Below are 19,828 nucleotides of genomic sequence, written 5' to 3' on the forward strand. Positions count from 1 at the left end.
TTTGGCACGCGGATTTTCGTGCCTGTTGCGTTCGCCGTTACCGTTCTCGTCACCAATCCCGCCCAGACCTCCCTTCAGGACATGTCCAGCCTGATCTCCGGGCTCGACACCGCGTCCGAGGACCGGTGGCTGATGCATGTCAGCCGCGCCGGCGTTGGCTCGATCCATTCGGCCGAGGTGAAATTCGGTGTCGATGCCGGCGTGACGGGCTCGATCCGCAAGCCCTCCGGCGCCGATACGGGGCTCGGCGATATCGCGGTCATGACGGGCAAGACGGTGCTGCCCGAAACGCCCGACGAGACACGCGTGAACCGCGCCGAAAAGGCCGGCCGCATCGCCGCCGTGGTGCCGTCGGCGCCTCCCAAGGACTTCTCCGCCGGCTCCATCTTCGAGCGGCAGTCGAACCTGCTGCGCCCGACCATCGAGGACGGCATCCAGATGGCGTTCGTCAAGCCGGATCTCGACGGCAACGAACTGCGCATCGCCAGCGCCTTCCACGTGCGCAAGCCCGCGCCCGAACCGCAGGTGCCGGCGATGATCGCCAGCCTGGTGACGAACACCACGCCCGATATCCTCGCGACGGCTTATGCGCCGCCCGAGCCGGACTTTGCCACCCAGTCTCCGTTCGCAAGCCTTCTGCGCGAGGAGCCCGAGACGTCGCGCGGACGGTTCATCCCGCCCGTTCCGCGCGATGACCATGACTGGGCCGACAATCCGCTGCCGGCGCGCGTCTTTTCCGCACGCGAGCAGAAGTGCCTCGCCGAGGGCATCTATTTCGAGGCGCGCGGTGAAAGCGCCCGCGGCCAGGCCGCGGTCGCCCAGGTGATTCTCAATCGGGTCCGCAACCCCACCTTCCCCGGCTCCATCTGCGGCGTCGTCTATCAGAACCGCACCTGGCGCAATCGCTGCCAGTTCTCGTTTGCCTGCGATGGCATCCGCGACCGGATCACCGAGCCGCACATGTGGCAGAAGGCCAAGGACATCGCCATGGCGACGACGGCCGGCAAGATCTGGCTCGACGAGGTCGGCTCGTCCACCCACTACCACGCCACCTACGTTAATCCGCGCTGGGCGCGGTCGATGAAACGGCTCACGCGCATCGGACTGCATGTGTTCTACCGCACCTATGGCGGCGGCTGGAGCTGACCCGGATCGGCCTTTGGCCGTAGCTGCGGCGATTTGGCATTTTAAGGCGTAAATCTTTGTAATAAAAACAGATTTCGGCGCGTGCTGCGCTGCCCAATCCGCCTTGACGAATGTCCGGGCCGAAACTATGTTGCGCGCAAATTTGAGGGGGCCGGGGGCTCGTCTCGCGCAATTCGGTCAGAGGCATGGCTGCATCAAAGCCACCATTCACTCCGGCCGGCGGCGAAGAGACCGGGCAGCAAGTCCGCTCAGGCCATGATGCCGATCTCGAACAGCGGCGCCGGGTGCTCAACGAAGCACTGGCGGAGCGGGACCGCCGAAGGTCTCCGGCAGGTTCGGATCGGCAAAATGGTGCCGGGTCCGGAATCGGCGCGGCGCTCAAGATGTCCAGCGAATTCGTCGCGGGCATTCTCGTGGGTGCCGGTTTGGGATACCTGCTCGACCAGTTTGCCGGCACGAGCCCATGGGGATTGATTGTTTTCCTCATGCTCGGTTTCGCCGCCGGTGTGCTGAACGTGCTGCGCGCGGCCGGGGTGGTCGCAGAACCCGCAGCGGGCGTTCGCGCGAAACGGTCGGGCGACGACGACACGACATGACGCGGCGTGCCGCGCAACGATAAACAGGGTCCGGCCCGCGCCATGCGGTGCCGTGGCGGACAGGACGGAGACAGGCGCGTTGGCGAACGACCCGATCAAGCAGTTCGAGATCAGCCCGATCGTTCCGCTCGAAAACGTTGCCGGGCTCGATCTGTCCTTCACTAATTCCTCGCTCTTCATGGTGGCGACCGTCGCCACGGCATCGGCCTTTCTCTATTTCGGCAGCGCCAACCGGGGCTTGGTGCCCAGCCGGCTGCAGTCGATGGCCGAAATGTCCTACGAGTTCGTCGCCTCGATGCTGCGCGACGCCGCCGGCAGCGGCGGCATGCGTTTCTTCCCGTTCGTCTTCTCGCTGTTCATGTTCGTGCTGGTCGCCAACCTGTTCGGCATGTTCCCCTACTTCTTCACCGTCACCAGCCACATCATCGTCACCTTCGCGCTGGCGATGCTGGTGATGGGCACCGTGATCATCTACGGCTTCATGAAGCACGGGCTCAAGTTTCTCGGCCTGTTCGTGCCCGAGGGCGTGCCCGGCGTGCTGGTGCCGCTGGTGGTCGCCATCGAGGTAATCTCGTTCCTGTCCCGACCCATCAGCCTGTCGGTGCGTCTGTTCGCCAACATGCTGGCCGGACACATCACGCTCAAAGTGTTCGCAGGCTTCGTCGTCTCGCTGAGCGCGCTCGGCGCGGTCGGCATCGTCGGGGCGATCCTGCCGCTGATCATGGTGATCGCCATGACGGCACTCGAATTCCTGGTCTCGTTCCTCCAGGCCTACGTCTTCGCGGTTCTGACCTGCATGTATCTCAACGACGCATTGCATCCGAGCCACTGATCCCACACGGCGGTCCGCCGCCCAGTCCCATCCGCCAATTCACCGTTCAAAGGAGCTCGACAATGGAAGCGGAAGCAGCAAAGTTCATCGGCGCCGGTATCGCATGCCTCGGCATGGGTGGCGCGGCCATCGGCCTCGGCCAGATCTTCGGCAACTATCTGGGCGGCGCGCTGCGCAACCCGTCGGCCGCCGACGGCCAGTTCGGCCGCCTGATCTTCGGCTTCGCCGTGACCGAAGCTCTCGGCATCTTCTCGCTGCTGGTCGCCCTGCTGCTGCTCTTCGCAGTCTGATCGACCGCACCCAACGGGATGCGCCGGCGCCGCCGGCGCGTCCGGGCGCCGCATCGGCGGCGCCTGAACCCACCGCCCGTGGAAACCTGCCATGTTCGTGACCACCGCATTGGCCGCCACCACCGAAGCCGCCCAGGAGGGCAGCGGCGCCTTTCCGCCGTTCGATTCCGCCACCTACGCTTCGCAGCTCTTCTGGCTGGCGATCACCTTCGGCATCTTCTACTGGTTCATCGCCCGGGTGATCTCGCCGCGCATCGGCGAGATACTGGAAACCCGGCAGGACCGGATCGCCGGCGACCTCGACATGGCCCGCGATCTTCAGCGGCAGGCCGACGAGGCCCATGCCGCCTACGAGCAGGAACTCGCGCAGGCCCGCTCGACGGCCGGCGAGATCGGCCAGAAGGCGCGCGACAAGGCCAAGGCGGAAGCCGAGGCCGAGCGCCAGAAGGTCGAGGCCGATCTGGCCAAAAAGCTCGACGAAGCCGAAAAGCGGATCGCCTCGATCCGCGAGAAGGCGATGGCCGAGGTCGGCACGATCGCCGGCGACACCACCGGCGAGATCGTTGACCGGCTCGTCGGCGCGAAGGTGAGCAAGGACGAACTGGCCAAGGCCATCGAAACGGCGCGCCGGTAAGCGAACCGAAGGGATCACACACATGCTCGATTCAAGCTTCTGGGCGCTCGTCGGCCTGATCCTGTTCTTCGGGATCGTCTACTACTTCAAGGTGCCGGGCATGGTCACCGGCGCGCTCGACAAGCGCGGCGACCGGATCCGCAACGAGCTCGAGGAAGCTCGCCGTCTGCGCGAGGAGGCCCAGCAGCTGCTGGCCGAATACCAGCGCAAGCGCAAGGAAGCCGAAAGGGAAGCCGAGGCGATCGTCGAGGCGGCCAGGGGCGAGGCCGAGCAGATCACCGCCGAGGCCAAGGAAAAGACCGAGGAATATGTCGTCCGGCGCACCCAGCTAGCCGAACAGAAGATCGCGCAGGCCGAGATCGATGCCGTGAACGCGGTGCGCGCGTCGGCCGTTGACGTCTCGATCGCGGCTGCCGAGAAACTGATCGGCGAAAAGATGACGGCCAAGACGCGCGGCGATCTGTTCAAGTCCTCGCTCGACCAGGTCAAGAGCCACATGAACTGATCGCAAGCTCGTCTGGCTGAAGTGTCGGGCCGCGCTTTCGGGCGCGGCCTTCTCTTTGGCGGACGGTCAGCCCCGGGCGAGCGGCCGGAAGGTGAAACGGTGCACGCGCATGATGCCGCCGGCCCGCACGATCGCCGCCCGATGCTCCTCGGATCCGTATCCCTTGTGCGCCGAAAGACCGTAGTCGGGATGGGCCTGACAGAGACGGGCCAGCATGCGGTCGCGCGTCACCTTGGCGACGATCGAGGCCGCGGCGATCGACACCGAGCGGGCATCGCCCTTGATCACCGACCGCGTACGGACATGGCCGACGATGCCGTCGGGCACATCGCGGCCGTCGAACAGGGCGCCGTCGGCCTCGGTCGCCAGCGCATCCAGACAGGCGCGCATCGCGGTCAATGTGGCCTTGCGGATGTCCGAGCGGTCGATCGTGCCGGCGCAGCATGAGGCGATGCCGACCGCGCGCCCGGCACCCATGATCGCATCAAAGAGCGCTTCGCGCCGGCCGGCCGTCAGCGCCTTGGAATCGTTCAGCCCGGCGATCGGCACGGCGCGGTCGAGCACGACGGCGGCGGCGACCACCGGCCCGGCCAGCGGTCCGCGCCCGGCCTCGTCGACGCCCGCCACGCACAGACAGCCATCGTCGACAAGCGCGCATTCGAGCGCATCGTCCGGCATGGCCGGGACGGGTTCGAAGAGAAGCGGAGAATCGGCGACACGGGTTGCCATGGGTTCGACATCCCATGCCGTCCGATTCTCCGCAAGGGTCCGCCGGGGCCGCACGTTCGGCAGGTCGGGCGGCTGCGGTTCGGCAGGAAACCGCGGGCTTTGGCGGACCATGGCTCCGCAGGGGCCGGCCGGCGGGGGACGGGCCTGTGCCGGATGGGCGGAGCCAATGTCGTGGACGCGGGGTTACAGGAGTTCGAGCTGCTCCCCTGCCGGTTTCGGCCTGACGAACAGGTCGGTGCGCAGCGGCTTGCCGCGCGCCGACAGTCCCAGGCGCTTGCAGGCCATTTCCATGCGTCGGGCGATCTGCCACGCATAGGGGCCGGTGCCGCTCATGCGCTTGCTCCACTCGGAATCGTAGTCCTTGCCGCCGCGCATCGACCGGATCAGGCTCATTACGTGCCGGTAGCGCTCCGGATAGTGCCGAAGCAGCCACTCCTTGAAGACCGGTGCAACCTCGAGCGGAAGCCGCAGCAGCACGTAACCGGCCTGCGTCGCGCCCATAGCGGCGGCGGCGTCGAGGATCTTCTCGATCTCATGATCGTTAAGCCCCGGGATGATCGGCGCGACCATCACCGAACACGGCACGCCGACGGCCGACAGCGCCTTGATCGCCTCGAGCCGCCTGGTTGGCGTCGAGGCGCGGGGCTCCATCGTCCGCGCCAGCATGCGGTCCGTGGTCGTCACCGACAGCGCCACTTTCGCCAGTCCCTTTTCGGCCATGCGCGCCAGGATATCGGCATCGCGCACCACGAGCGCCGACTTGGTGACGATGCCGACCGGGTGATTGTGGCGTTCGAGCACTTCCAGGATCGACCGCATCACCATCCATTCGCGCTCGATCGGCTGATAGGGATCGGTGTTGGTGCCGATGGCGATGGTCCGGGGTTCGTAGCCCGCGCGCGTGATCTCCTTTTCGAGCAGCCTGGCCGCATCGGGCTTCACGAACAGGCGAGATTCGAAGTCGACGCCCGCCGAAAGCCCCGCATAGGCGTGCGTGGGCCGCGCGAAACAGTAGACGCAGCCATGCTCGCAGCCCCGATAGGGGTTGATCGACCGGTCGAACGAGATGTCCGGCGACTGGTTGCGCGTGATCACGGTTCGCGCCCGTTCCACCTGCACCTCGGTCTTGAACGGCGGCAGGTCCTCAAGGCTCTGCCAGCCATCGTCCACCTCGACCGTTGCCAGCGCCTCGAACCGGCCGGCCGGATTGATCGCGCTCGCCCGGCCGCGCACCCGGCGCCGGTCGACCCGCATGCCCGACGCGTCGATGTGCTGGTTGGCCGCCGCCGCACCGTCGGCGGCGCCCAGGCTTCCGGCAAACTGATCGGCTTCGGCGATCGCCTTCATGGCGCGCTCCCTTCGACTCGCTTCGGTTTCGATGACTATTTTCCTAGCGCACGAAAGAGAACAAGACAAGAACATTCATGCGGAATTTTGCGTTGCGCCGCAACATGGGATAGGCGACTGCGATGCTCACGGTGCTGGTTCCGACCCGCAATGACGAGGATGCGCTGGCCCGCATGCTGCCGGCGCTGGTGCCGCATGCCGTCAGCGGCAACATCGTCGATGTCATCGTCATCGATGCCGCTTCGCAGGACGGCACGCGCCGCGTCGCCGAGATTGCCGGATGCACGATCATCGATGCCGATGGTACCGACGTGCCCGCCCTCATCGAACTCGCGCGTGGTCAGTGGCTCCTGATACTCGAGCCGGGCGCTCGCCCGATCGGCGACTGGATCGGCGCGGTTGAAACCCATGTGAACAGCCCGGCCGGGGCAGGCGCGGCACGGTTTTCCATCGCGCGCGATCCCGACGCGCCATGGTGGCGGCGCATGTTCGCACCGGGCAGGGCGACGGGCGCGTTCCACCGGGGGCTGCTGATTTCGCGATCCCAGGCGGCCGCCCTTGCACGGCCCGGCATGGCCCTCGCCGACCTGCCGCGCGGGCTCGCCGTGCGCACGCTGCGCGCCGCCGTTCGGCCGCCGTCAGCCTGAGCCGGCCTTGCCCCGCTTCAGGTGCTCGTCCAGCCGCGGCATGATCTCGACGAAGTTGCACGGCATGTGGCGGTAGTCCAGCTGCCATTTCAGGATGCCGTCCCAGCCATCCTTGCAGGCGCCCGGCGAGCCGGGCAGCACGAACACGAACATCGTGCCGACAAGGCCGGCGGTGGCCCGCGACTGGATCGTCGACGTGCCGATCTTGTCATACGAGATGCGGTGGAAGACCTGCGAAAAGCCGTCCATGTGCTTGTCGAACATCGGTTCCAGCGCGTCCGGCGTGACGTCCCGTCCGGTAAAGCCCGTCCCGCCCGTGGTGATGACCACGTCGACGCCGTCGTCGGCCGCCCAGGCGCGCACCTGCCCGGTGATCGCGTCGTGTTCGTCGGGTACGATCGCATAGCCGGCCACGACGTGACCAGCCGCCTCGATCCGGTCGATCAGCGTGCGGCCGGAGCGGTCGTCGTCAGCCGTCCGGGTGTCCGACACCGTCATGACGGCGATGTTCAGCGCGATGAAGGGGCGGCTTTCGTCAAGCCCGGACACGGAACGCGCCCTCGCTTGCCAGTGGCACCTCGGCCTGCGGGTTGAGCAGCGCCGGACGCACCCACCAATCGTCGTGCACCGCCGACAGTTCCTCGGCCGCAGCCCGCGCGGCGTCCATATCCCCGTAAAGGGCGAAGCAGGTGGCGCCGGAACCGGACATGCGGGCCAGCGCCGGCCTCGTTTCGGCAAGCGCGTCGATCACCGCGTCGATCGTCGGCGCCAGCATCCGCGCCGGCTCTTCGAGATCGTTGCGGGTGTTTGTCGCAAGCCACCGCGCGAGCGCGCCGGCGCCGGCGAAGCCCGCTTCCGGCAGCGACGGCATGGCCGCGTTGGTGCGGTTGCGCAGCGCGCCGAACACCGCGGGCGTCGCAAGGGGAACGCCTGGATTGACCAGAACCGCCGGCAGCGGCGGCAGACCGTCGACCAGCGTCAGATCCTCGCCGATGCCACGCGCGATCAGCGCGCGGCTTTCGATGCACATGGCGATGTCGGCGCCCAGTTCGGCGCAGATCGCTTCGCGCGCCCGCGTCGTGATGGCGTCGGGGGCGCCCCACAGGCGCGCCAGAAGACGCAGCGTGGCCCCCGCATCGGCCGAACCGCCACCCAGACCCGAGGCGACGGGCAGATGCTTTTCTAGCGTGATTGCGGCAGGCGAATGCGCATCGACACGCGTCTGAAGCCAGTCGCGCGCCCGAAGGACCAGATTGTCGTCGGCATCGTCGAGTTCACCGGCTGCCGGCCCTTCCACCACGAAGCGGTCGCGGCCGGCATGGTCGGCGCTCAGCCGGTCGGCGGCGGCCTCGTCGGCGAAGACGACCAGCGTTTCCAGAAGGTGATAGCCATCGGGACGGCGGCCCGTGACGTGCAGGCACAGATTGACCTTCGCCGGCGCAAGGGCGCTGATCGGCCCCGTGGTCACCGGAACGCCGGTCGAAGCCCGCACGGATCAGCCATCATTGCCGGATGCGGTGCCGCTGGCCTGTTCGGCCGCGCCATTGTCGATCCGGCTCGTCGCGATCATCGGTTCGCGGCCCGCATTGGCATCGGCCAGCTTTTGTCGGATCTCCGCCAGATCCTCTTCCTCCCCCTCCATGGCGAGCGCGCGCGACCATTGATAGGTCGCCTCGAGCTGCCGTCCGACCCGCCAGTAGGCGTCGCCCAGATGATCGTTGATGATCATGTCCCGCGGGCGCAGTTCCGTCGCCGTCTCGAGCTGCTCTACCGCCTTTTCGAACTCGCCCAGCCGGTAGTAGGCCCAACCGAGCGAATCGACGATGTACCCGTCCCGGGGGCGCTGGGCGACCGCGGTGCGGATCATGTCGATGCCCTCGTCGAGGTTCATGTTCATGTCGATCCACGAATAGCCCAGATAGTTCAGCACGTCCGGCTGGTCGGGCACGAGCGTCAGCGTGTGCTTGAACACGCGCTCGGCCTCCGGCCAGCGGTCGGTGCGCTCATAGGCGATGCCGAGGCGGTAGTGCACCTGCCAGAAGCGCGGCTCGTCGAGGTCGAGCTGCTCGATCGCCGCCGCATAGACGTCGGCCGCCTCGTCGAATTCCTTCAGCGACGAATGCACGCCGCCGAGCGCGAGATAGCCCCTGAAATCGTTCGGGTCCGCATCGATCAGCGCGCGAAGCTGCGCCTTGGCCTCGTCGTTCCGGTCGAGATCGGACAGCGCCAGACCGCGCTGCAGCGCCGAAATGTGCGCCAGCGGCGAATCGGACGGAACCGCGGCGTAGTAGCGGATCGCCTTGTCCGTCTGACCGAGCGCCTCGGCGATGCCGCCGAGTTCGAACAGGATCTGCGCATTGTTCGGCCAGAGGGCGCGGCCCAGTTCCAGATAGAGGGCTGCGAAATCCTCGGCGCCGTCGCGGTTGATGGCCGAACCCAGATTGAGCAGGATTTCGGCTGCGCCACGCTGTGGCGTGGCGATGATGCTGCGCGAGCCCGCCGGCGTGTCGATCGTCTCGGCGACGGCCAGCATGTCGGGATTGTTCGGCGCGATCTCGAGCCCCCGCGCGATCGCCGCGCGCGCCTCGGCCAGTTTGCCGTTGCGCGCAAGGAACCGTGCATTGGCCTCGGCCAGCCGCAAATAGGTCAGCGGCGAGGCGCTGCCGCCCGCCTGATCGCCGACCCCGGCGGCATAGCGCGCCTCGGCAACCTCGTTCATGCCCGCCGCATCGGCGATCAGTGCGCCGTGATAGCTGGCAAAGAGGGCATACCAGTCCGGCCCGTCCAGCGCATCGATCAGCGCCAGCGCGCCTTCCGTGTCGCCCGAACCGTGCAGCGCCCAGGCGCGCATGATGCCCGACATGAGCGTTTCGAGGTCGTTGCTGGCGCCCGACGACAGCAGCGCGTTCGCGTCCAGATAGCGGCTTTCGCGGACCGCATCGACCCCGAGCAGGAGCCGTGCGAGCCGCGCCGCGCCCGTATCGTCCTTGAGCGCTTCGCCATGCGGCACGGCCGCCTCGATCTGCCCGTCGGTGACGAGCGCGATCATCAGGTCGCGGCGCAGGCCCTGGTTGCCGGGATCGAAGCGCAACGCCTCGTCGAAGAAGCGCGCCGCCGCCGTGAAATCGTAGCGGTCGCGCGCGGCGTTCGCGGCAAGGAAGGCGCCGGCGAACGTGCGGGTCGGAGCATGAAAGCCGTTGGTGGCGGCGCTGGCCGGGTTCGGCAGCGTGGTGATCGTCATCGTGCCGGCGAGGGCGGCCGCGGCAAGGATGCGGGAAAGTCGTATCGCGGATGTCGTTTGGGGCAATATCAGGTCCATTGGCAGCGATTCACCCGCCAGCATGGCGCTTTTGTGGCTCTGCGGCAATCGCCGCTTACGGCAAAACCGCTAAGGGTTCGTGACCGCCGGCGCGCGGGCCGGTCAATTCAGCCGCGAGATACAGAAGTCGACGACCTCCAGAAGCGCCGTCTTCTGCGGGCCGGCCGGCATCGGCGCCAGCGCGTCGCGGGCGATCGCGCCGAAATGGCGGGCCCGCCCGATCGTGTCGGCAAGCGCGCCGTGACGGGACATCAGGCCGCGCGCCCGTTCGAGGCGTTCGTCGCCATTGTCGCCGTCCTCGAGGCTCTCGCGCCAGAAGATGCGCTCCTCGTCCGAGCCGCGACGGTAGGCCAGAAGGACCGGCAGGGTGATCTTGCCCTCGCGGAAGTCGTCGCCGACGTTCTTGCCCAGATCGTTGGCGTTGCCGCCATAGTCGAGCACGTCGTCCACGAGCTGGAAGGCAAGGCCGAGATTGAGCCCGTAGGACCGCAGCGCGGCACGCTCGTCGGCACCCATGCCGGCGACGATCGGCCCGACCTCGCAGGCGGCCAGGAACAGTGCGGCGGTCTTGGCCTTGATGACGGCCAGATAGTCGTCCTCGGTGGTCGACAGTTTCTTGGCCGCCGAAAGCTGCATCACCTCGCCTTCGGCGATGATCGCCGAGGCCGTCGAAAGCACGTCGAGCGCGTCCATTTCGCCGACATCGACCATCATACGGAAGGCCTGGCCGAGCAGGAAGTCGCCGACCAGCACGCTCGCCTGATTGCCCCAGATCATCCGGGCGGTCGGCTTGGAACGGCGTCGGTCGCTCTCGTCGACCACATCGTCGTGAAGCAGCGTCGCGGTGTGCATGAACTCGACGCTGGCGGCCAGCTTGATGTGCCCGTCGCCCTCGTAGCCGAACATCTCGGCGCTGGCGATCGTCAACATCGGCCGCAGCCGCTTGCCACCGGAATTGATCAGGTGGTTGGCGACCTCGGGGATCATCTTCACGTCCGAGCCGGCCTTGTCGAGGATGAGCTGGTTCACCCGTTCCATGCCGGGCCGCGCGAGCCCGATCAGACCGTCGATTCCGTTGTTTCTGGGCTGCTCGTCAAGCGAGACAACGACACCCATGGGACCCCTCCATTTTGGCCGGCACCCTATGGACTGGGCGACCGGCCGGCAAGCGGCGAATTGGCACGGGGCATGCCGCGATCGTCGCAGGGATGCTTGCCGCGCGGCGGTCATGGGCGTAACCAGAGCCGATGAAAGAACTGATGCGGTCCAACGACGTCGTCACGCTCTCCTTCGTCGAGGCCCTGATGCGCGACGCCGGAATCGGCGTAATGATCGCCGATCAGGCGATGTCGATCATGGAGGGCTCGATCGGCGCGATTCCGCGCCGCGTGCTCGTTGAAAGCGACCGCATCGAGCAGGCGCGGCGAGTCATGCGCGACGCGGGCTTGGGCCATGAGCTCTCCGGCTGACCGGTCGTTCCCGACGACGATCGACGCGTTCCACCGCGGCCGTTTCATGATCGTGCAGCCGGCCGAAGGGCATCATCGCGCCGGTCTCGACGCGATGCTGCTCGCGGCCACCGTGCCGGACGGCTTTGCGGGCCATCTCGCCGATCTGGGCGCGGGCGCGGGGGCGGCCGGCCTTGCGGTCCTGAGCCGCTGCGTCGATGCCACGGCCACGCTGGTCGATAACGACCCGGCAATGATCGCTTGCGCCCGTGAAACGCTCGCCCATCGGGACAATGCGGACTTCGGCGGGCGCGCGGCGATCCTCGACGCCGACGTCACGCTTGCGGGACGCGTCCGGACGGCGGCCGGACTTGGGCCCGACATGGCCGACCACGCGATCGCCAACCCGCCGTTCAACGATGCACGCGACCGGCAAACGCCGAAGGCCGGACGCGCGGCGGCGCATGTGATCGACGCGGGAACCCTGGCCGGCTGGATCAGGACCGCCGCCGCGATCGTCCGCCCGGGCGGACGGTTCGGCCTGATCGCCCGACCCACGATGCTCGGCGACATGCTCGGGGCGATGGAGGGCCGGTTCGGTGGCCTCGCCCTCAGGCCGGTCCATCCCCGGCCCGATGCGACCGCGATCAGGGTCCTTGTCGAAGGCGTCAAGGGCAGTCGGGCGCGGCTTGCGATGCTGCCGCCCGTCGTCCTGCATCCGCCCGGATCGGACACCGGTTTCACCGATGAGGCCGACGCGCTGATCAATGGTCGCGCGCACCTTCGGATGCGACCGTGATCATTCCTCGCGTTCGAGCGCGCGCCAGCCGATGTCGGAACGGCAGAACCCTTCCGGCCAGTCGATGGCCGCGACCGCTTGGTAGGCACGCGCTTGCGCTTCCCGCACCGAATTTCCCAGGGCCGTGACATTGAGAACCCGGCCGCCATTGGCGATCAGATCGGCGCCCTTGCGCGCCGTGCCGGCATGGAAGACGAGGACCGCGTCCATCGACGCGGCCTTGCCGAGACCGCCGATCACCGAGCCTTTCTCGGGTCTTTCGGGATAGCCGGGCGCGCACATGACGACGGTGAGCGCGGCCTTGTCGGTCCACTGCGCGTCCATCCCCGACAGATCGCCGTCCGCCGCCGCTTTCAGGAGCGGCAGCAGGTCGGAGGTCAAGCGGGGCATCAGGACCTGGCATTCGGGGTCGCCGAAGCGGACATTGTATTCGATCAGCTTGGGCCCCTCGGCGGTCACCATCAGCCCGGCATAGAGGACGCCCGTGAACGGACAGCCCATCTCGGCCATGCCGGCCAGCGTTGGCTCGATGATCTCGGCCATCACGCGGCGCTGCATCGCCTCATCGAAGATCGGCGCGGGCGAATAGGCGCCCATGCCGCCCGTGTTGGGGCCGGTGTCACGGTCGCCCACGCGCTTGTGGTCCTGCGCCGAGGTCAGCGGCAGCGCGGTCTTACCGTCGCACAGGCAGAAGAAGCTGACTTCCTCGCCCTCGAGGAATTCCTCGATCACCAACTCGGCGCCGGCATCGCCGAAAGCGCCCTCGAAGCAATCGTCGATCGCCGCCATCGCCTCTTCGGTCGTCATGGCTACGGTCACGCCCTTGCCGGCGGCGAGCCCGTCCGCCTTGATGACGATCGGCGCGCCCTGCGCACGGGCATACATCTTCGCCTTTGGTGCGTTGTTGAAGCGCTGATAGGCAGCGGTCGGGATCGAAAAGCGCGCACACAGATCCTTGGTGAAGCCCTTCGAGCCCTCAAGTTGCGCGGCCGCCGCCGAGGGCCCGAACACCGAAATCCCCGCCGCGCGAAGATCATCGCCGTGGCCGGCGACGAGCGGCGCCTCGGGGCCGATTATCACCAGATCGACTGACTGCAGCCGGCAGAAATCGATCACCGCGCGATGGTCGGCCACGTCGATCACCGCGTTGGTGGCGATCTCTTCTGTGCCCGGATTGCCCGGCGCGCAGATCAGCGCCGTGAGCGCCGGCGATGTCGCAAGCTTCCAGGCCAGCGCATGCTCGCGTCCGCCGCCGCCGATCAACAGAACGCGCATGTCGGTTCGTCTCCGCTCGATAGCCGTGGCCCGGCGCTACGCGGCGCTGTGGCACGGGTCAAGATCGGCGCACGGCGCTTGATTTTTGCCCACAGGGTTGCCACGAGGCGGCAATGGAAGATGTTCAGTCCAAGGGACGTCAGGGACGCGTTGCCGACGCGCCGTCGGGGCACTGGGTCTATGCCGCCCTGCCGCGCGTCGCCTGGCCCTATGCGCAGCTTGCCCGGTGGGACCGGCCGATCGGCTGGTGGCTGCTGCTGTGGCCGTGCTGGTGGGCGGCCGCGCTCGCCCCGTTCGGTCACGGCACCGCGACGCTGCCCGTGGCTGCGCAACTGCCCGATCCGTGGCACATGGCCCTCTTTCTGGTCGGCGCGATCGCCATGCGCGGCGCCGGCTGCACCTACAACGATCTGGTCGACCGCAACATCGACGATCAGGTCGCACGCACGCGCTCGCGGCCACTGCCCTCCGGCCAGGTCACGCCGTTTCAGGCCAAGGCGTTCCTCGTCGCCCAGGCGCTGGTCGGCTTCCTGGTGCTGATCCAGTTCAACGTCACGGCGATCTGGGTCGGCATCGCCTCGCTCGCGGTCGTGGCAATCTATCCGTTCGCCAAGCGCTTCACCGACTGGCCGCAGCTCTTCCTGGGTCTTGCCTTCTCCTGGGGCGCCTTCATGGGCTGGGTCGCCGTGCACGCCTCGCTCGGCGTGACGCCCTTCCTGCTCTATGCCGGCTGCATCCTGTGGACGATCGGCTATGACACGATCTACGCGCATCAGGACAAGGAGGACGACGCGCTCGTCGGCGTGCGCTCGACGGCGCGCCTGTTCGGCGACAAGACCAAGCCGGCGCTCCTGATCCTCTATGGCGGGATGGTGATCCTGCTGGCGGCGAGTTTCGCCAGCACGCAGGTGCCGATCATCGCCTATACCGGCCTGATCGCAGCCGGGCTGCACATGGCCAACCAGATCCGCGTTCTCGACATCGACGACGCGGACCAGTGCCTGGCCCTGTTCAAATCCAACACGGTCGTCGGCTGGCTGATCTTCGGCGGCCTCGTCGCCGGCTCGCTCTGGATGCTGGCGACCTGACCGTCAGATCGTCGGGTCGCGGGCGATGATCTCCTCGCCGTGCACCATCAGCCGGCAGCCCAGATTGCCCAGCCGCCGCCGCGCCAGAAAGCGCGGACGCCGTTCGGCGAACATCGAATGATGCCGACGCGGCTGCGGTTCATCGGACACGAGACCGCGGGCGCTTTCCTCGAGCGTGCGGGCGACGCCGTCCGCCTCGATCATCATCATCGGCAGGCCGAGAAGTTCCGACCAGACCTGCCAGTCCTTGGCGATGCCCGGCAGGTCGTAGCCGACGCTCAGCGGCACGCACAGTTCGGCATCTTCATGCAGCAGTTCGAGCGTGACGAGCGCATGTTCGGGGCCCGTCTCGGTGGCCCGGACCGCGACGCCCCGGAAGGCGCGCGCGGGAAGGGCGACATGCAGCGGAAGGCCGGACTGCTTGAGCGTCCGCTTCATCGTTGCGCCGCGCCGGTTGACGGTGATCGTCGTTTCGTCCCGGTCGTCGCGCGCCGCGTAGGACAGTTCCTGCGGAAGCCGGGCCGGGTCGAGCCGAAACTCGTGACCTGCCCAGGCCGGTTGTGCACCCATGCTCATGGTTGACGCCTCACCTGCTTGTCCTGAGAGCCGCCGGGCCTTTTTTGGCCTCTTGCGATCTCGGTCCCTGTTTGCCGGACGGCTTGTTTCTCCGTCTCGACTGCGGCCAGACTAGCCCAGCCCGGCCAAGCAAGCGCTAACAAGCGCGGTTAAGAAAAGATCGACGCGTCCGATGGTTAGCGGAATCCCACCGTCGTTCACCGGCTGGAAGGATTTGGCACAGCTTGACCGTTCCGGTCGCCCGTGCGAGGGCAGCAGCGTCTTCTCCGCACCCTGCCCCGACATGCCATGACCGCCCATACGACGATCGATGCGCAGCATCCGACCCGCTCCTTCCAGGGGCTGATCCTGACCCTGCACGACTACTGGGCCCGCCAGGGCTGCGCGATCCTGCAGCCCTACGACATGGAGGTCGGCGCCGGCACCTTCCATCCGGCGACGACCCTGCGCTCGCTCGGTCCGAAACCGTGGAAGGCGGCCTATGTGCAGCCCTCGCGGAGACCGACCGACGGCCGCTATGGCGAGAACCCCAACCGGCTGCAGCACTACTACCAGTATCAGGTGCTGCTGAAGCCATCGCCGCCTGACCTGCAGGAGCTTTATCTCGGTTCGCTCAAGGCGATCGGCATCGACCCGCTCCTGCACGACATCCGTTTCGTCGAGGACGACTGGGAAAGCCCGACGCTCGGCGCATGGGGCCTCGGCTGGGAGTGCTGGTGCGACGGCATGGAAGTGTCCCAGTTCACCTACTTCCAGCAGGTCTGCGGCATCGAATGCGCGCCGGTCTCGGGCGAACTGACCTACGGGCTCGAGCGGCTCGCCATGTACGTGCAGAACGTCGACAACGTCTACGATCTGAACTTCAACGGCGGCGAGGGTGACGACAGGATCACCTATGGCGATGTGTTCCTGCAGGCCGAGCAGGAATATTCGAGGCACAATTTCGAATATGCCGACACCGCCATGCTGATGCGCCATTTCGAGGACGCCGAAAAGGAGTGCCTGGCGCTGCTCGCCGCCGGCGCGCCCGGCGAAGGGTCCAACGATCGCCTGCACAAATGCGTGCTGCCGGCCTACGACCAGACCATCAAGGCCAGCCACGTCTTCAACCTGCTCGATGCGCGGGGCGTGATCTCGGTGACCGAGCGTCAGAGCTACATCTTGCGGGTGCGCGATCTGGCCAAGGCGTGCGGCGAGGCGTTCCTGAAGACAAGGGCCGGCGGCGCAAGCTGAGCCTCGCCTACGCCCGATTTCCCGATCGGATCACCAACAAAGGTGTGAACCGATGTGATCGGGCCGCGATCATCCGTCCCGACCCGCCTTCGTAAACGCTCGCATCGGCACGGGCTCGCCGCGCCGTCGCGATCACACACGGAGGACTACACCATGCGCAAGGTTCTGATTGGCGCCGCCGTTTCCATGGGCCTTCTGGCCGCACCGGCCCAGGCCGACAACATCGTCGAGGTCGCCCAGGGCGCCGGCACCTTCAACACGCTGCTCGCCGCCGCCGAAGCGGCAGGTCTTGCCGGCGCGTTGGTCGAAGGCGACAATCTGACCGTCTTCGCGCCCACCGACGACGCGTTCGCCGCGCTTCCCGAGGGCACCGTCGAAAGCCTGCTTCAGCCCGAGAACAAGGACCAACTCGCCGCGATCCTCAGCTATCACGTGCTGCCGCGCGAACTGGCCTCCAACCAGCTTCCGGGCCGCCAGATTCACATCCGCACGATCAAGTCCGGCGGCGACCGCCTCCTGGCGATCGAAAAGGACGCGCACACCGGCGCGGTCGTCGTCGATGGCGCCAACGTGGTCTCCGCCGACATCCGCGCCGACAACGGCATCATCCACGTCATCGACAAGGTGATGCTCCCGTCGAGCTGATTGCCTCTAGCATCCGCCGCATGACGCCCCGTCCGGTTCGCCGGGCGGGGTTTGTCGTGCACAAGCGGCGTGACTTGGACGCCGGCTTTGGCTAGTTTGCCCTCCAAATCGGGGCGAACCACCGGGGAGGCGCGCCATGTTCGGCGGCGGCACCATCACCGCAATCATCATCGTTGCGGTCGCTATCTATGCGATCGTCATCTACAACGCGCTCGTGCGGGCGCGGCAGATGGTCCAAGAGGCCTGGAGCGGCATCGACGTCCAGCTCAAGCGCCGGGCGGACCTGATCCCGAACCTGGTCGAGACGGTCAAGGGCTATGCCGGCCACGAAAAAGAGACGCTCGAGCGCGTCACCGAAATGCGCACCCGCGCCCAGAACGTGCCCTCCGACGACGTCGCCGGCCGCGCGGCTGCCGAGGGGCTGCTGAGCCAGGCGCTCGGCCGGCTGTTCGCGGTCGCCGAGAGCTACCCGGACCTGAAGGCCAACCAGAACTTCGCCGAGCTGCAGGAAGCGCTGGAGACGGTCGAGCGCGAAATCCAGATGGCGCGCCGCTACTACAACGGCTCGGCCCGGGAGCTGAACGTCAAGGTCGAGAGCTTTCCCTCCAACCTGGTGGCCAAATCGTTCAACTTCGTCCAGGCCGACTATTTCGAGCTTGAAGACCCGGGCGACCGCGCCGTGCCGCAGGTTGCCTTCGGCAACTGACAGATGGCCGTCGCGCCATTCGCTCCGGGACGTGCCGCCGCGCGCCTGTTCGCCGCGCTCGTCCTGTGGCTGTCGCTGGTGTGCGTTGCCGCGGCGCAGGAACGTATCCTTCTTTATGCGAGCGACGTGACGATCAACGCCGACGGCTCGCTCGATGTCACCGAGACGATCCGCGTCAACGCCGAGGGCAACCAGATCCGGCGCGGCATCTTTCGCGACTTCCCTTTGCGGGTCGAGGATCCGGACGGCCGCGAGGTGCTGGTCGGCTTCGAGGTGACCGGTGTCACGCGCAATGGTCGGCCCGAGCCCTACCGCGTCGAGCGCAGCGGGCGCGTCGCGCGCACCTATATCGGCCAGTCCGAAGTGTGGCTGGAGCCAGGCGTTCACACCTATGAGCTCAGCTACCGCACCGACCGGCAACTCCGCTTCTTTGAGGACTATGACGAGCTGTTCTGGAACGTGACGGGCAATGCCTGGGCGTTCCCGATCGAGCGCGCCCGAGCCACCGTGCGCCTGCCCGGCGACGCACAGATCGAGGATATCATCTGGTTCACCGGACCCTTCGGCGCCACCGAACGCAACGCGCGCGGTGCGGTCGTCGGCGACGGTTCGGTCGCCGAATTCGAGACCACCGCCCCGCTCGGCCGCTATGAAGGGCTGACCGTGGGCGTCGCCTTCGACAAGGGTGTCGTGCCCGAGCCGGCCGCCGGCGCCTACTTCTTTCGCGACTACGCCGGCGAAGTGATCGCCGTCATCGGCCTTGCCGGCGTGCTCGGCTTCCTCTTGTGGGCCTGGAACCGCGTCGGTCGCGATCCGCCGCGCGATATCGTCGTTCCGCGGTGGGACCTGCCCGACGACGTCTCGCCGGCGCTGACCCACTATATCGCCAACCGGGGCCTGCGCGGGCAGGGCTTCACCGCACTTTCGGCGGCCGCGCTCAATCTCGGCGTGAAGGGCTATCTCGAACTCGACAATGTCGACGGCACCATGACGATGCGGCGCACCGACCGGCCGCTGATGGGATCGCGCCTGCCGGTCGGCGAGCGGGCGCTGGCCGAACGCGTCTCGGCCGAGGGCGGCGCGCTGACCATCGACAGGGACAATGGCGAACGGGTCAAGACCATGGCCGACCGGTTCCGCAGCGCGATCGAGGGCGAGCACCGTTCGGTCTTCTATCGCGCCAATGTCGGCTATGTGATCGGCGGCATCGTCCTGTCCGTGATCGTCATCTTCGCGGCGCTGGCGATGAGCGGGCTGCCCGAGCCGGTGATCGCATCGCTGATCCCGGTCGCCTTCGTCGGTGTCGTGCTGACCATTCTTGGCGCGCAGGCCGCGCGCAGCTCCAGCCGCGGCGTATCCGGCCGGATCGCGCTCGCCGTTTTCGGGTTCGTCGCCATCGCGGTCACGGGCAATATCGGCGTGACGCTCGCCGCCGACCTCGGCTCGTTCATCACGCGTCCGCTTCTGGTGGGCGCGCTGGCGACGATCGTGATGGCCAACGTGCTGTTCTTCTTCCTGATGGGCGCGCCGACCGAACTGGGCCAGAAGCGGTCCGCCGAGGTCGAGGGGCTCAAGCGCTATCTGTCGGTGGCCGAGGAGGACCGGATGAACATGCTCGGCTCGCCCGACATGTCGCCGCAGCACTACGAGACGCTGCTGCCCTATGCGGTGGCGCTCGGTGTGGAAAAGCCCTGGTCGCGCGCGTTCCAGAAATGGCTGGCAACGGCCGCGGCGGCGGGCGTTGCCTCGGCCGTCGCCTACAGCGGACCGCGCTGGTATCGCGGCGATACCTTCCGCGCCGACCGGATCGGCGACCAGATGAGTTCGATCGCCGGCGATCTGTCCAGTTCGATGACCGCCGCGATGCCCGCGCCGAAATCCTCCTCGTCCGGCTTTTCCGGTGGCGGCGGCTTCTCCGGCGGTGGCGGCGGCGGTGGTGGTGGCGGCGGCTGGTGACAAGGCCGGTGCGGCTTGCTAATGCGCCGCACACAAACCGATCCGCAAAGCCTCACC

22 protein-coding genes are annotated in these 19,828 nt (G+C 67.3%); 14 read left to right on the forward strand and 8 right to left on the reverse strand.

The window, feature by feature from the left end; translation table 11 throughout:
• Positions 1-18 precede the first annotated feature (18 nt).
• From E0E05_RS04535 to E0E05_RS04560, 6 genes are all read left to right on the forward strand, one after another.
• A complete protein-coding gene (locus tag E0E05_RS04535; RefSeq protein ID WP_244597932.1) occupies positions 19-1,146 on the forward strand; it encodes a cell wall hydrolase in 1,128 nt (375 codons plus the stop codon).
• A gap of 185 nt (positions 1,147-1,331) precedes the next feature.
• Positions 1,332-1,742 carry an AtpZ/AtpI family protein gene (locus E0E05_RS04540; RefSeq protein ID WP_131615640.1) on the forward strand — a complete coding sequence of 137 codons (411 nt, stop codon included), beginning with the start codon at positions 1,332-1,334 and terminating at the stop codon, positions 1,740-1,742.
• 79 nt (positions 1,743-1,821) lie between these two features.
• Positions 1,822-2,574, forward strand: a complete 753-nt coding sequence (locus E0E05_RS04545) for a F0F1 ATP synthase subunit A (protein WP_039722868.1) — start codon at positions 1,822-1,824, stop codon at positions 2,572-2,574.
• A gap of 62 nt (positions 2,575-2,636) precedes the next feature.
• Positions 2,637-2,864: a F0F1 ATP synthase subunit C gene (locus E0E05_RS04550; protein WP_039722867.1), complete on the forward strand. Its 228-nt coding sequence runs from the start codon at positions 2,637-2,639 to the stop codon at positions 2,862-2,864.
• A 91-nt stretch (positions 2,865-2,955) separates the two neighbouring features.
• The gene (locus tag E0E05_RS04555; protein WP_131615641.1) at positions 2,956-3,498 is read left to right on the forward strand and encodes a F0F1 ATP synthase subunit B; all 543 of its coding nucleotides are present in this window, start codon (positions 2,956-2,958) and stop codon (positions 3,496-3,498) included.
• Positions 3,499-3,520: 22 nt separating this feature from the next.
• Positions 3,521-4,003, forward strand: a complete 483-nt coding sequence (locus E0E05_RS04560; protein ID WP_131615642.1) for a F0F1 ATP synthase subunit B — start codon at positions 3,521-3,523, stop codon at positions 4,001-4,003.
• Positions 4,004-4,069: 66 nt separating this feature from the next.
• On the opposite strand, the gene rnhB is transcribed toward E0E05_RS04560, so the two are convergent.
• A complete protein-coding gene (gene rnhB, locus E0E05_RS04565; protein WP_131615643.1) occupies positions 4,070-4,732 on the reverse strand; it encodes a ribonuclease HII in 663 nt (220 codons plus the stop codon).
• Positions 4,733-4,915: 183 nt separating this feature from the next.
• A complete protein-coding gene (locus tag E0E05_RS04570) occupies positions 4,916-6,079 on the reverse strand; it encodes a PA0069 family radical SAM protein (protein ID WP_131615644.1) in 1,164 nt (387 codons plus the stop codon).
• Between the two features lie 122 nt (positions 6,080-6,201).
• Here E0E05_RS04570 and E0E05_RS17320 point away from each other — a divergent pair, with 122 nt between their 5' ends.
• A complete protein-coding gene (locus E0E05_RS17320; protein ID WP_158629271.1) occupies positions 6,202-6,726 on the forward strand; it encodes a glycosyltransferase family protein in 525 nt (174 codons plus the stop codon).
• Here the strand turns inward: E0E05_RS17320 and moaB are convergent.
• The 4 genes from moaB to E0E05_RS04595 form a co-directional block, all read right to left on the reverse strand.
• The gene (moaB, locus tag E0E05_RS04580) at positions 6,718-7,275 is read right to left on the reverse strand and encodes a molybdenum cofactor biosynthesis protein B (RefSeq protein WP_131615646.1); all 558 of its coding nucleotides are present in this window, start codon (positions 7,273-7,275) and stop codon (positions 6,718-6,720) included. The genes E0E05_RS17320 and moaB overlap by 9 nt on opposite strands.
• Positions 7,262-8,218, reverse strand: a complete 957-nt coding sequence (locus tag E0E05_RS04585; RefSeq protein WP_244597934.1) for a 4-(cytidine 5'-diphospho)-2-C-methyl-D-erythritol kinase — start codon at positions 8,216-8,218, stop codon at positions 7,262-7,264. Before E0E05_RS04585 ends, moaB begins: the two co-directional genes overlap by 14 nt.
• Positions 8,219-8,221: 3 nt before the next feature.
• Entirely contained in the window at positions 8,222-9,967 is a 1,746-nt protein-coding gene (locus E0E05_RS04590) for a tetratricopeptide repeat protein (protein WP_158629272.1), read from the reverse strand.
• Positions 9,968-10,147: 180 nt separating this feature from the next.
• Positions 10,148-11,161 (reverse strand): polyprenyl synthetase family protein, encoded by a 1,014-nt coding sequence (locus E0E05_RS04595; protein ID WP_131615648.1) that lies wholly within the window; start codon positions 11,159-11,161, stop codon positions 10,148-10,150.
• A gap of 131 nt (positions 11,162-11,292) precedes the next feature.
• On the opposite strand from E0E05_RS04595, the gene E0E05_RS04600 reads away from it, so the two are divergent.
• Positions 11,293-11,514, forward strand: a complete 222-nt coding sequence (locus E0E05_RS04600; protein WP_039722864.1) for a putative signal transducing protein — start codon at positions 11,293-11,295, stop codon at positions 11,512-11,514.
• On the forward strand, positions 11,498-12,292 hold the full coding sequence (locus E0E05_RS04605) for a tRNA1(Val) (adenine(37)-N6)-methyltransferase (RefSeq protein ID WP_131615649.1): 795 nt from the start codon (positions 11,498-11,500) through the stop codon (positions 12,290-12,292). The genes E0E05_RS04600 and E0E05_RS04605 overlap by 17 nt, the downstream gene beginning before the upstream one ends.
• Here E0E05_RS04605 and purD read toward each other — a convergent pair whose 3' ends face one another.
• A complete protein-coding gene (gene purD / locus E0E05_RS04610; RefSeq protein ID WP_131615650.1) occupies positions 12,293-13,567 on the reverse strand; it encodes a phosphoribosylamine--glycine ligase in 1,275 nt (424 codons plus the stop codon).
• A 113-nt stretch (positions 13,568-13,680) separates the two neighbouring features.
• Between purD and ubiA the strand changes: the two genes are divergently transcribed.
• Positions 13,681-14,655 (forward strand): 4-hydroxybenzoate octaprenyltransferase, encoded by a 975-nt coding sequence (gene ubiA / locus E0E05_RS04615; protein ID WP_131615651.1) that lies wholly within the window; start codon positions 13,681-13,683, stop codon positions 14,653-14,655.
• A 3-nt stretch (positions 14,656-14,658) separates the two neighbouring features.
• Here the strand turns inward: ubiA and E0E05_RS04620 are convergent, their stop codons facing one another.
• Complete coding sequence (locus E0E05_RS04620) at positions 14,659-15,231, reverse strand: DUF6101 family protein (RefSeq protein ID WP_131615652.1); 573 nt, start codon at positions 15,229-15,231, stop codon at positions 14,659-14,661.
• A 288-nt stretch (positions 15,232-15,519) separates the two neighbouring features.
• On the opposite strand from E0E05_RS04620, the gene E0E05_RS04625 reads away from it, so the two are divergent.
• The 4 genes from E0E05_RS04625 to E0E05_RS04640 all read left to right on the forward strand — a co-directional run bounded on the left by E0E05_RS04625 (position 15,520) and on the right by E0E05_RS04640 (position 19,771).
• A complete protein-coding gene (locus E0E05_RS04625) occupies positions 15,520-16,464 on the forward strand; it encodes a glycine--tRNA ligase subunit alpha (RefSeq protein ID WP_131615653.1) in 945 nt (314 codons plus the stop codon).
• Between the two features lie 153 nt (positions 16,465-16,617).
• A complete protein-coding gene (locus E0E05_RS04630) occupies positions 16,618-17,109 on the forward strand; it encodes a fasciclin domain-containing protein (protein ID WP_131615654.1) in 492 nt (163 codons plus the stop codon).
• Between the two features lie 136 nt (positions 17,110-17,245).
• Positions 17,246-17,815 carry a LemA family protein gene (locus tag E0E05_RS04635; protein ID WP_131615655.1) on the forward strand — a complete coding sequence of 190 codons (570 nt, stop codon included), beginning with the start codon at positions 17,246-17,248 and terminating at the stop codon, positions 17,813-17,815.
• A gap of 3 nt (positions 17,816-17,818) precedes the next feature.
• A complete protein-coding gene (locus E0E05_RS04640) occupies positions 17,819-19,771 on the forward strand; it encodes a DUF2207 domain-containing protein (RefSeq protein WP_131615656.1) in 1,953 nt (650 codons plus the stop codon).
• Positions 19,772-19,828: the final 57 nt, after the last annotated feature.

The organism is Roseitalea porphyridii (genome assembly GCF_004331955.1).
Lineage (GTDB): Bacteria > Pseudomonadota > Alphaproteobacteria > Rhizobiales > Rhizobiaceae > Roseitalea > Roseitalea porphyridii.

Excerpts from the sequence above, each read along its gene's own strand:
- E0E05_RS04570 (WP_131615644.1), bottom strand. The coding sequence starts at position 6,079 with ATGAAGGCGATCGCCGAAGCCGATCAGTTTGCCGGAAGCCTGGGCGCC.
- E0E05_RS04540 (WP_131615640.1), top strand. The coding sequence starts at position 1,332 with ATGGCTGCATCAAAGCCACCATTCACTCCGGCCGGCGGCGAAGAGACC.
- E0E05_RS04600 (WP_039722864.1), top strand. The coding sequence starts at position 11,293 with ATGAAAGAACTGATGCGGTCCAACGACGTCGTCACGCTCTCCTTCGTC.
- E0E05_RS04605 (WP_131615649.1), top strand. The coding sequence starts at position 11,498 with ATGAGCTCTCCGGCTGACCGGTCGTTCCCGACGACGATCGACGCGTTC.
- ubiA (WP_131615651.1), top strand. The coding sequence starts at position 13,681 with ATGGAAGATGTTCAGTCCAAGGGACGTCAGGGACGCGTTGCCGACGCG.
- E0E05_RS04620 (WP_131615652.1), bottom strand. The coding sequence starts at position 15,231 with ATGAGCATGGGTGCACAACCGGCCTGGGCAGGTCACGAGTTTCGGCTC.
- E0E05_RS04590 (WP_158629272.1), bottom strand. The coding sequence starts at position 9,967 with ATGACGATCACCACGCTGCCGAACCCGGCCAGCGCCGCCACCAACGGC.
- E0E05_RS04630 (WP_131615654.1), top strand. The coding sequence starts at position 16,618 with ATGCGCAAGGTTCTGATTGGCGCCGCCGTTTCCATGGGCCTTCTGGCC.
- E0E05_RS04625 (WP_131615653.1), top strand. The coding sequence starts at position 15,520 with ATGACCGCCCATACGACGATCGATGCGCAGCATCCGACCCGCTCCTTC.
- E0E05_RS04550 (WP_039722867.1), top strand. The coding sequence starts at position 2,637 with ATGGAAGCGGAAGCAGCAAAGTTCATCGGCGCCGGTATCGCATGCCTC.
- E0E05_RS04640 (WP_131615656.1), top strand. The coding sequence starts at position 17,819 with ATGGCCGTCGCGCCATTCGCTCCGGGACGTGCCGCCGCGCGCCTGTTC.
- purD (WP_131615650.1), bottom strand. The coding sequence starts at position 13,567 with ATGCGCGTTCTGTTGATCGGCGGCGGCGGACGCGAGCATGCGCTGGCC.
- E0E05_RS04555 (WP_131615641.1), top strand. The coding sequence starts at position 2,956 with ATGTTCGTGACCACCGCATTGGCCGCCACCACCGAAGCCGCCCAGGAG.
- E0E05_RS04635 (WP_131615655.1), top strand. The coding sequence starts at position 17,246 with ATGTTCGGCGGCGGCACCATCACCGCAATCATCATCGTTGCGGTCGCT.
- E0E05_RS04595 (WP_131615648.1), bottom strand. The coding sequence starts at position 11,161 with ATGGGTGTCGTTGTCTCGCTTGACGAGCAGCCCAGAAACAACGGAATC.
- E0E05_RS04560 (WP_131615642.1), top strand. The coding sequence starts at position 3,521 with ATGCTCGATTCAAGCTTCTGGGCGCTCGTCGGCCTGATCCTGTTCTTC.
- E0E05_RS17320 (WP_158629271.1), top strand. The coding sequence starts at position 6,202 with ATGCTCACGGTGCTGGTTCCGACCCGCAATGACGAGGATGCGCTGGCC.
- rnhB (WP_131615643.1), bottom strand. The coding sequence starts at position 4,732 with ATGGCAACCCGTGTCGCCGATTCTCCGCTTCTCTTCGAACCCGTCCCG.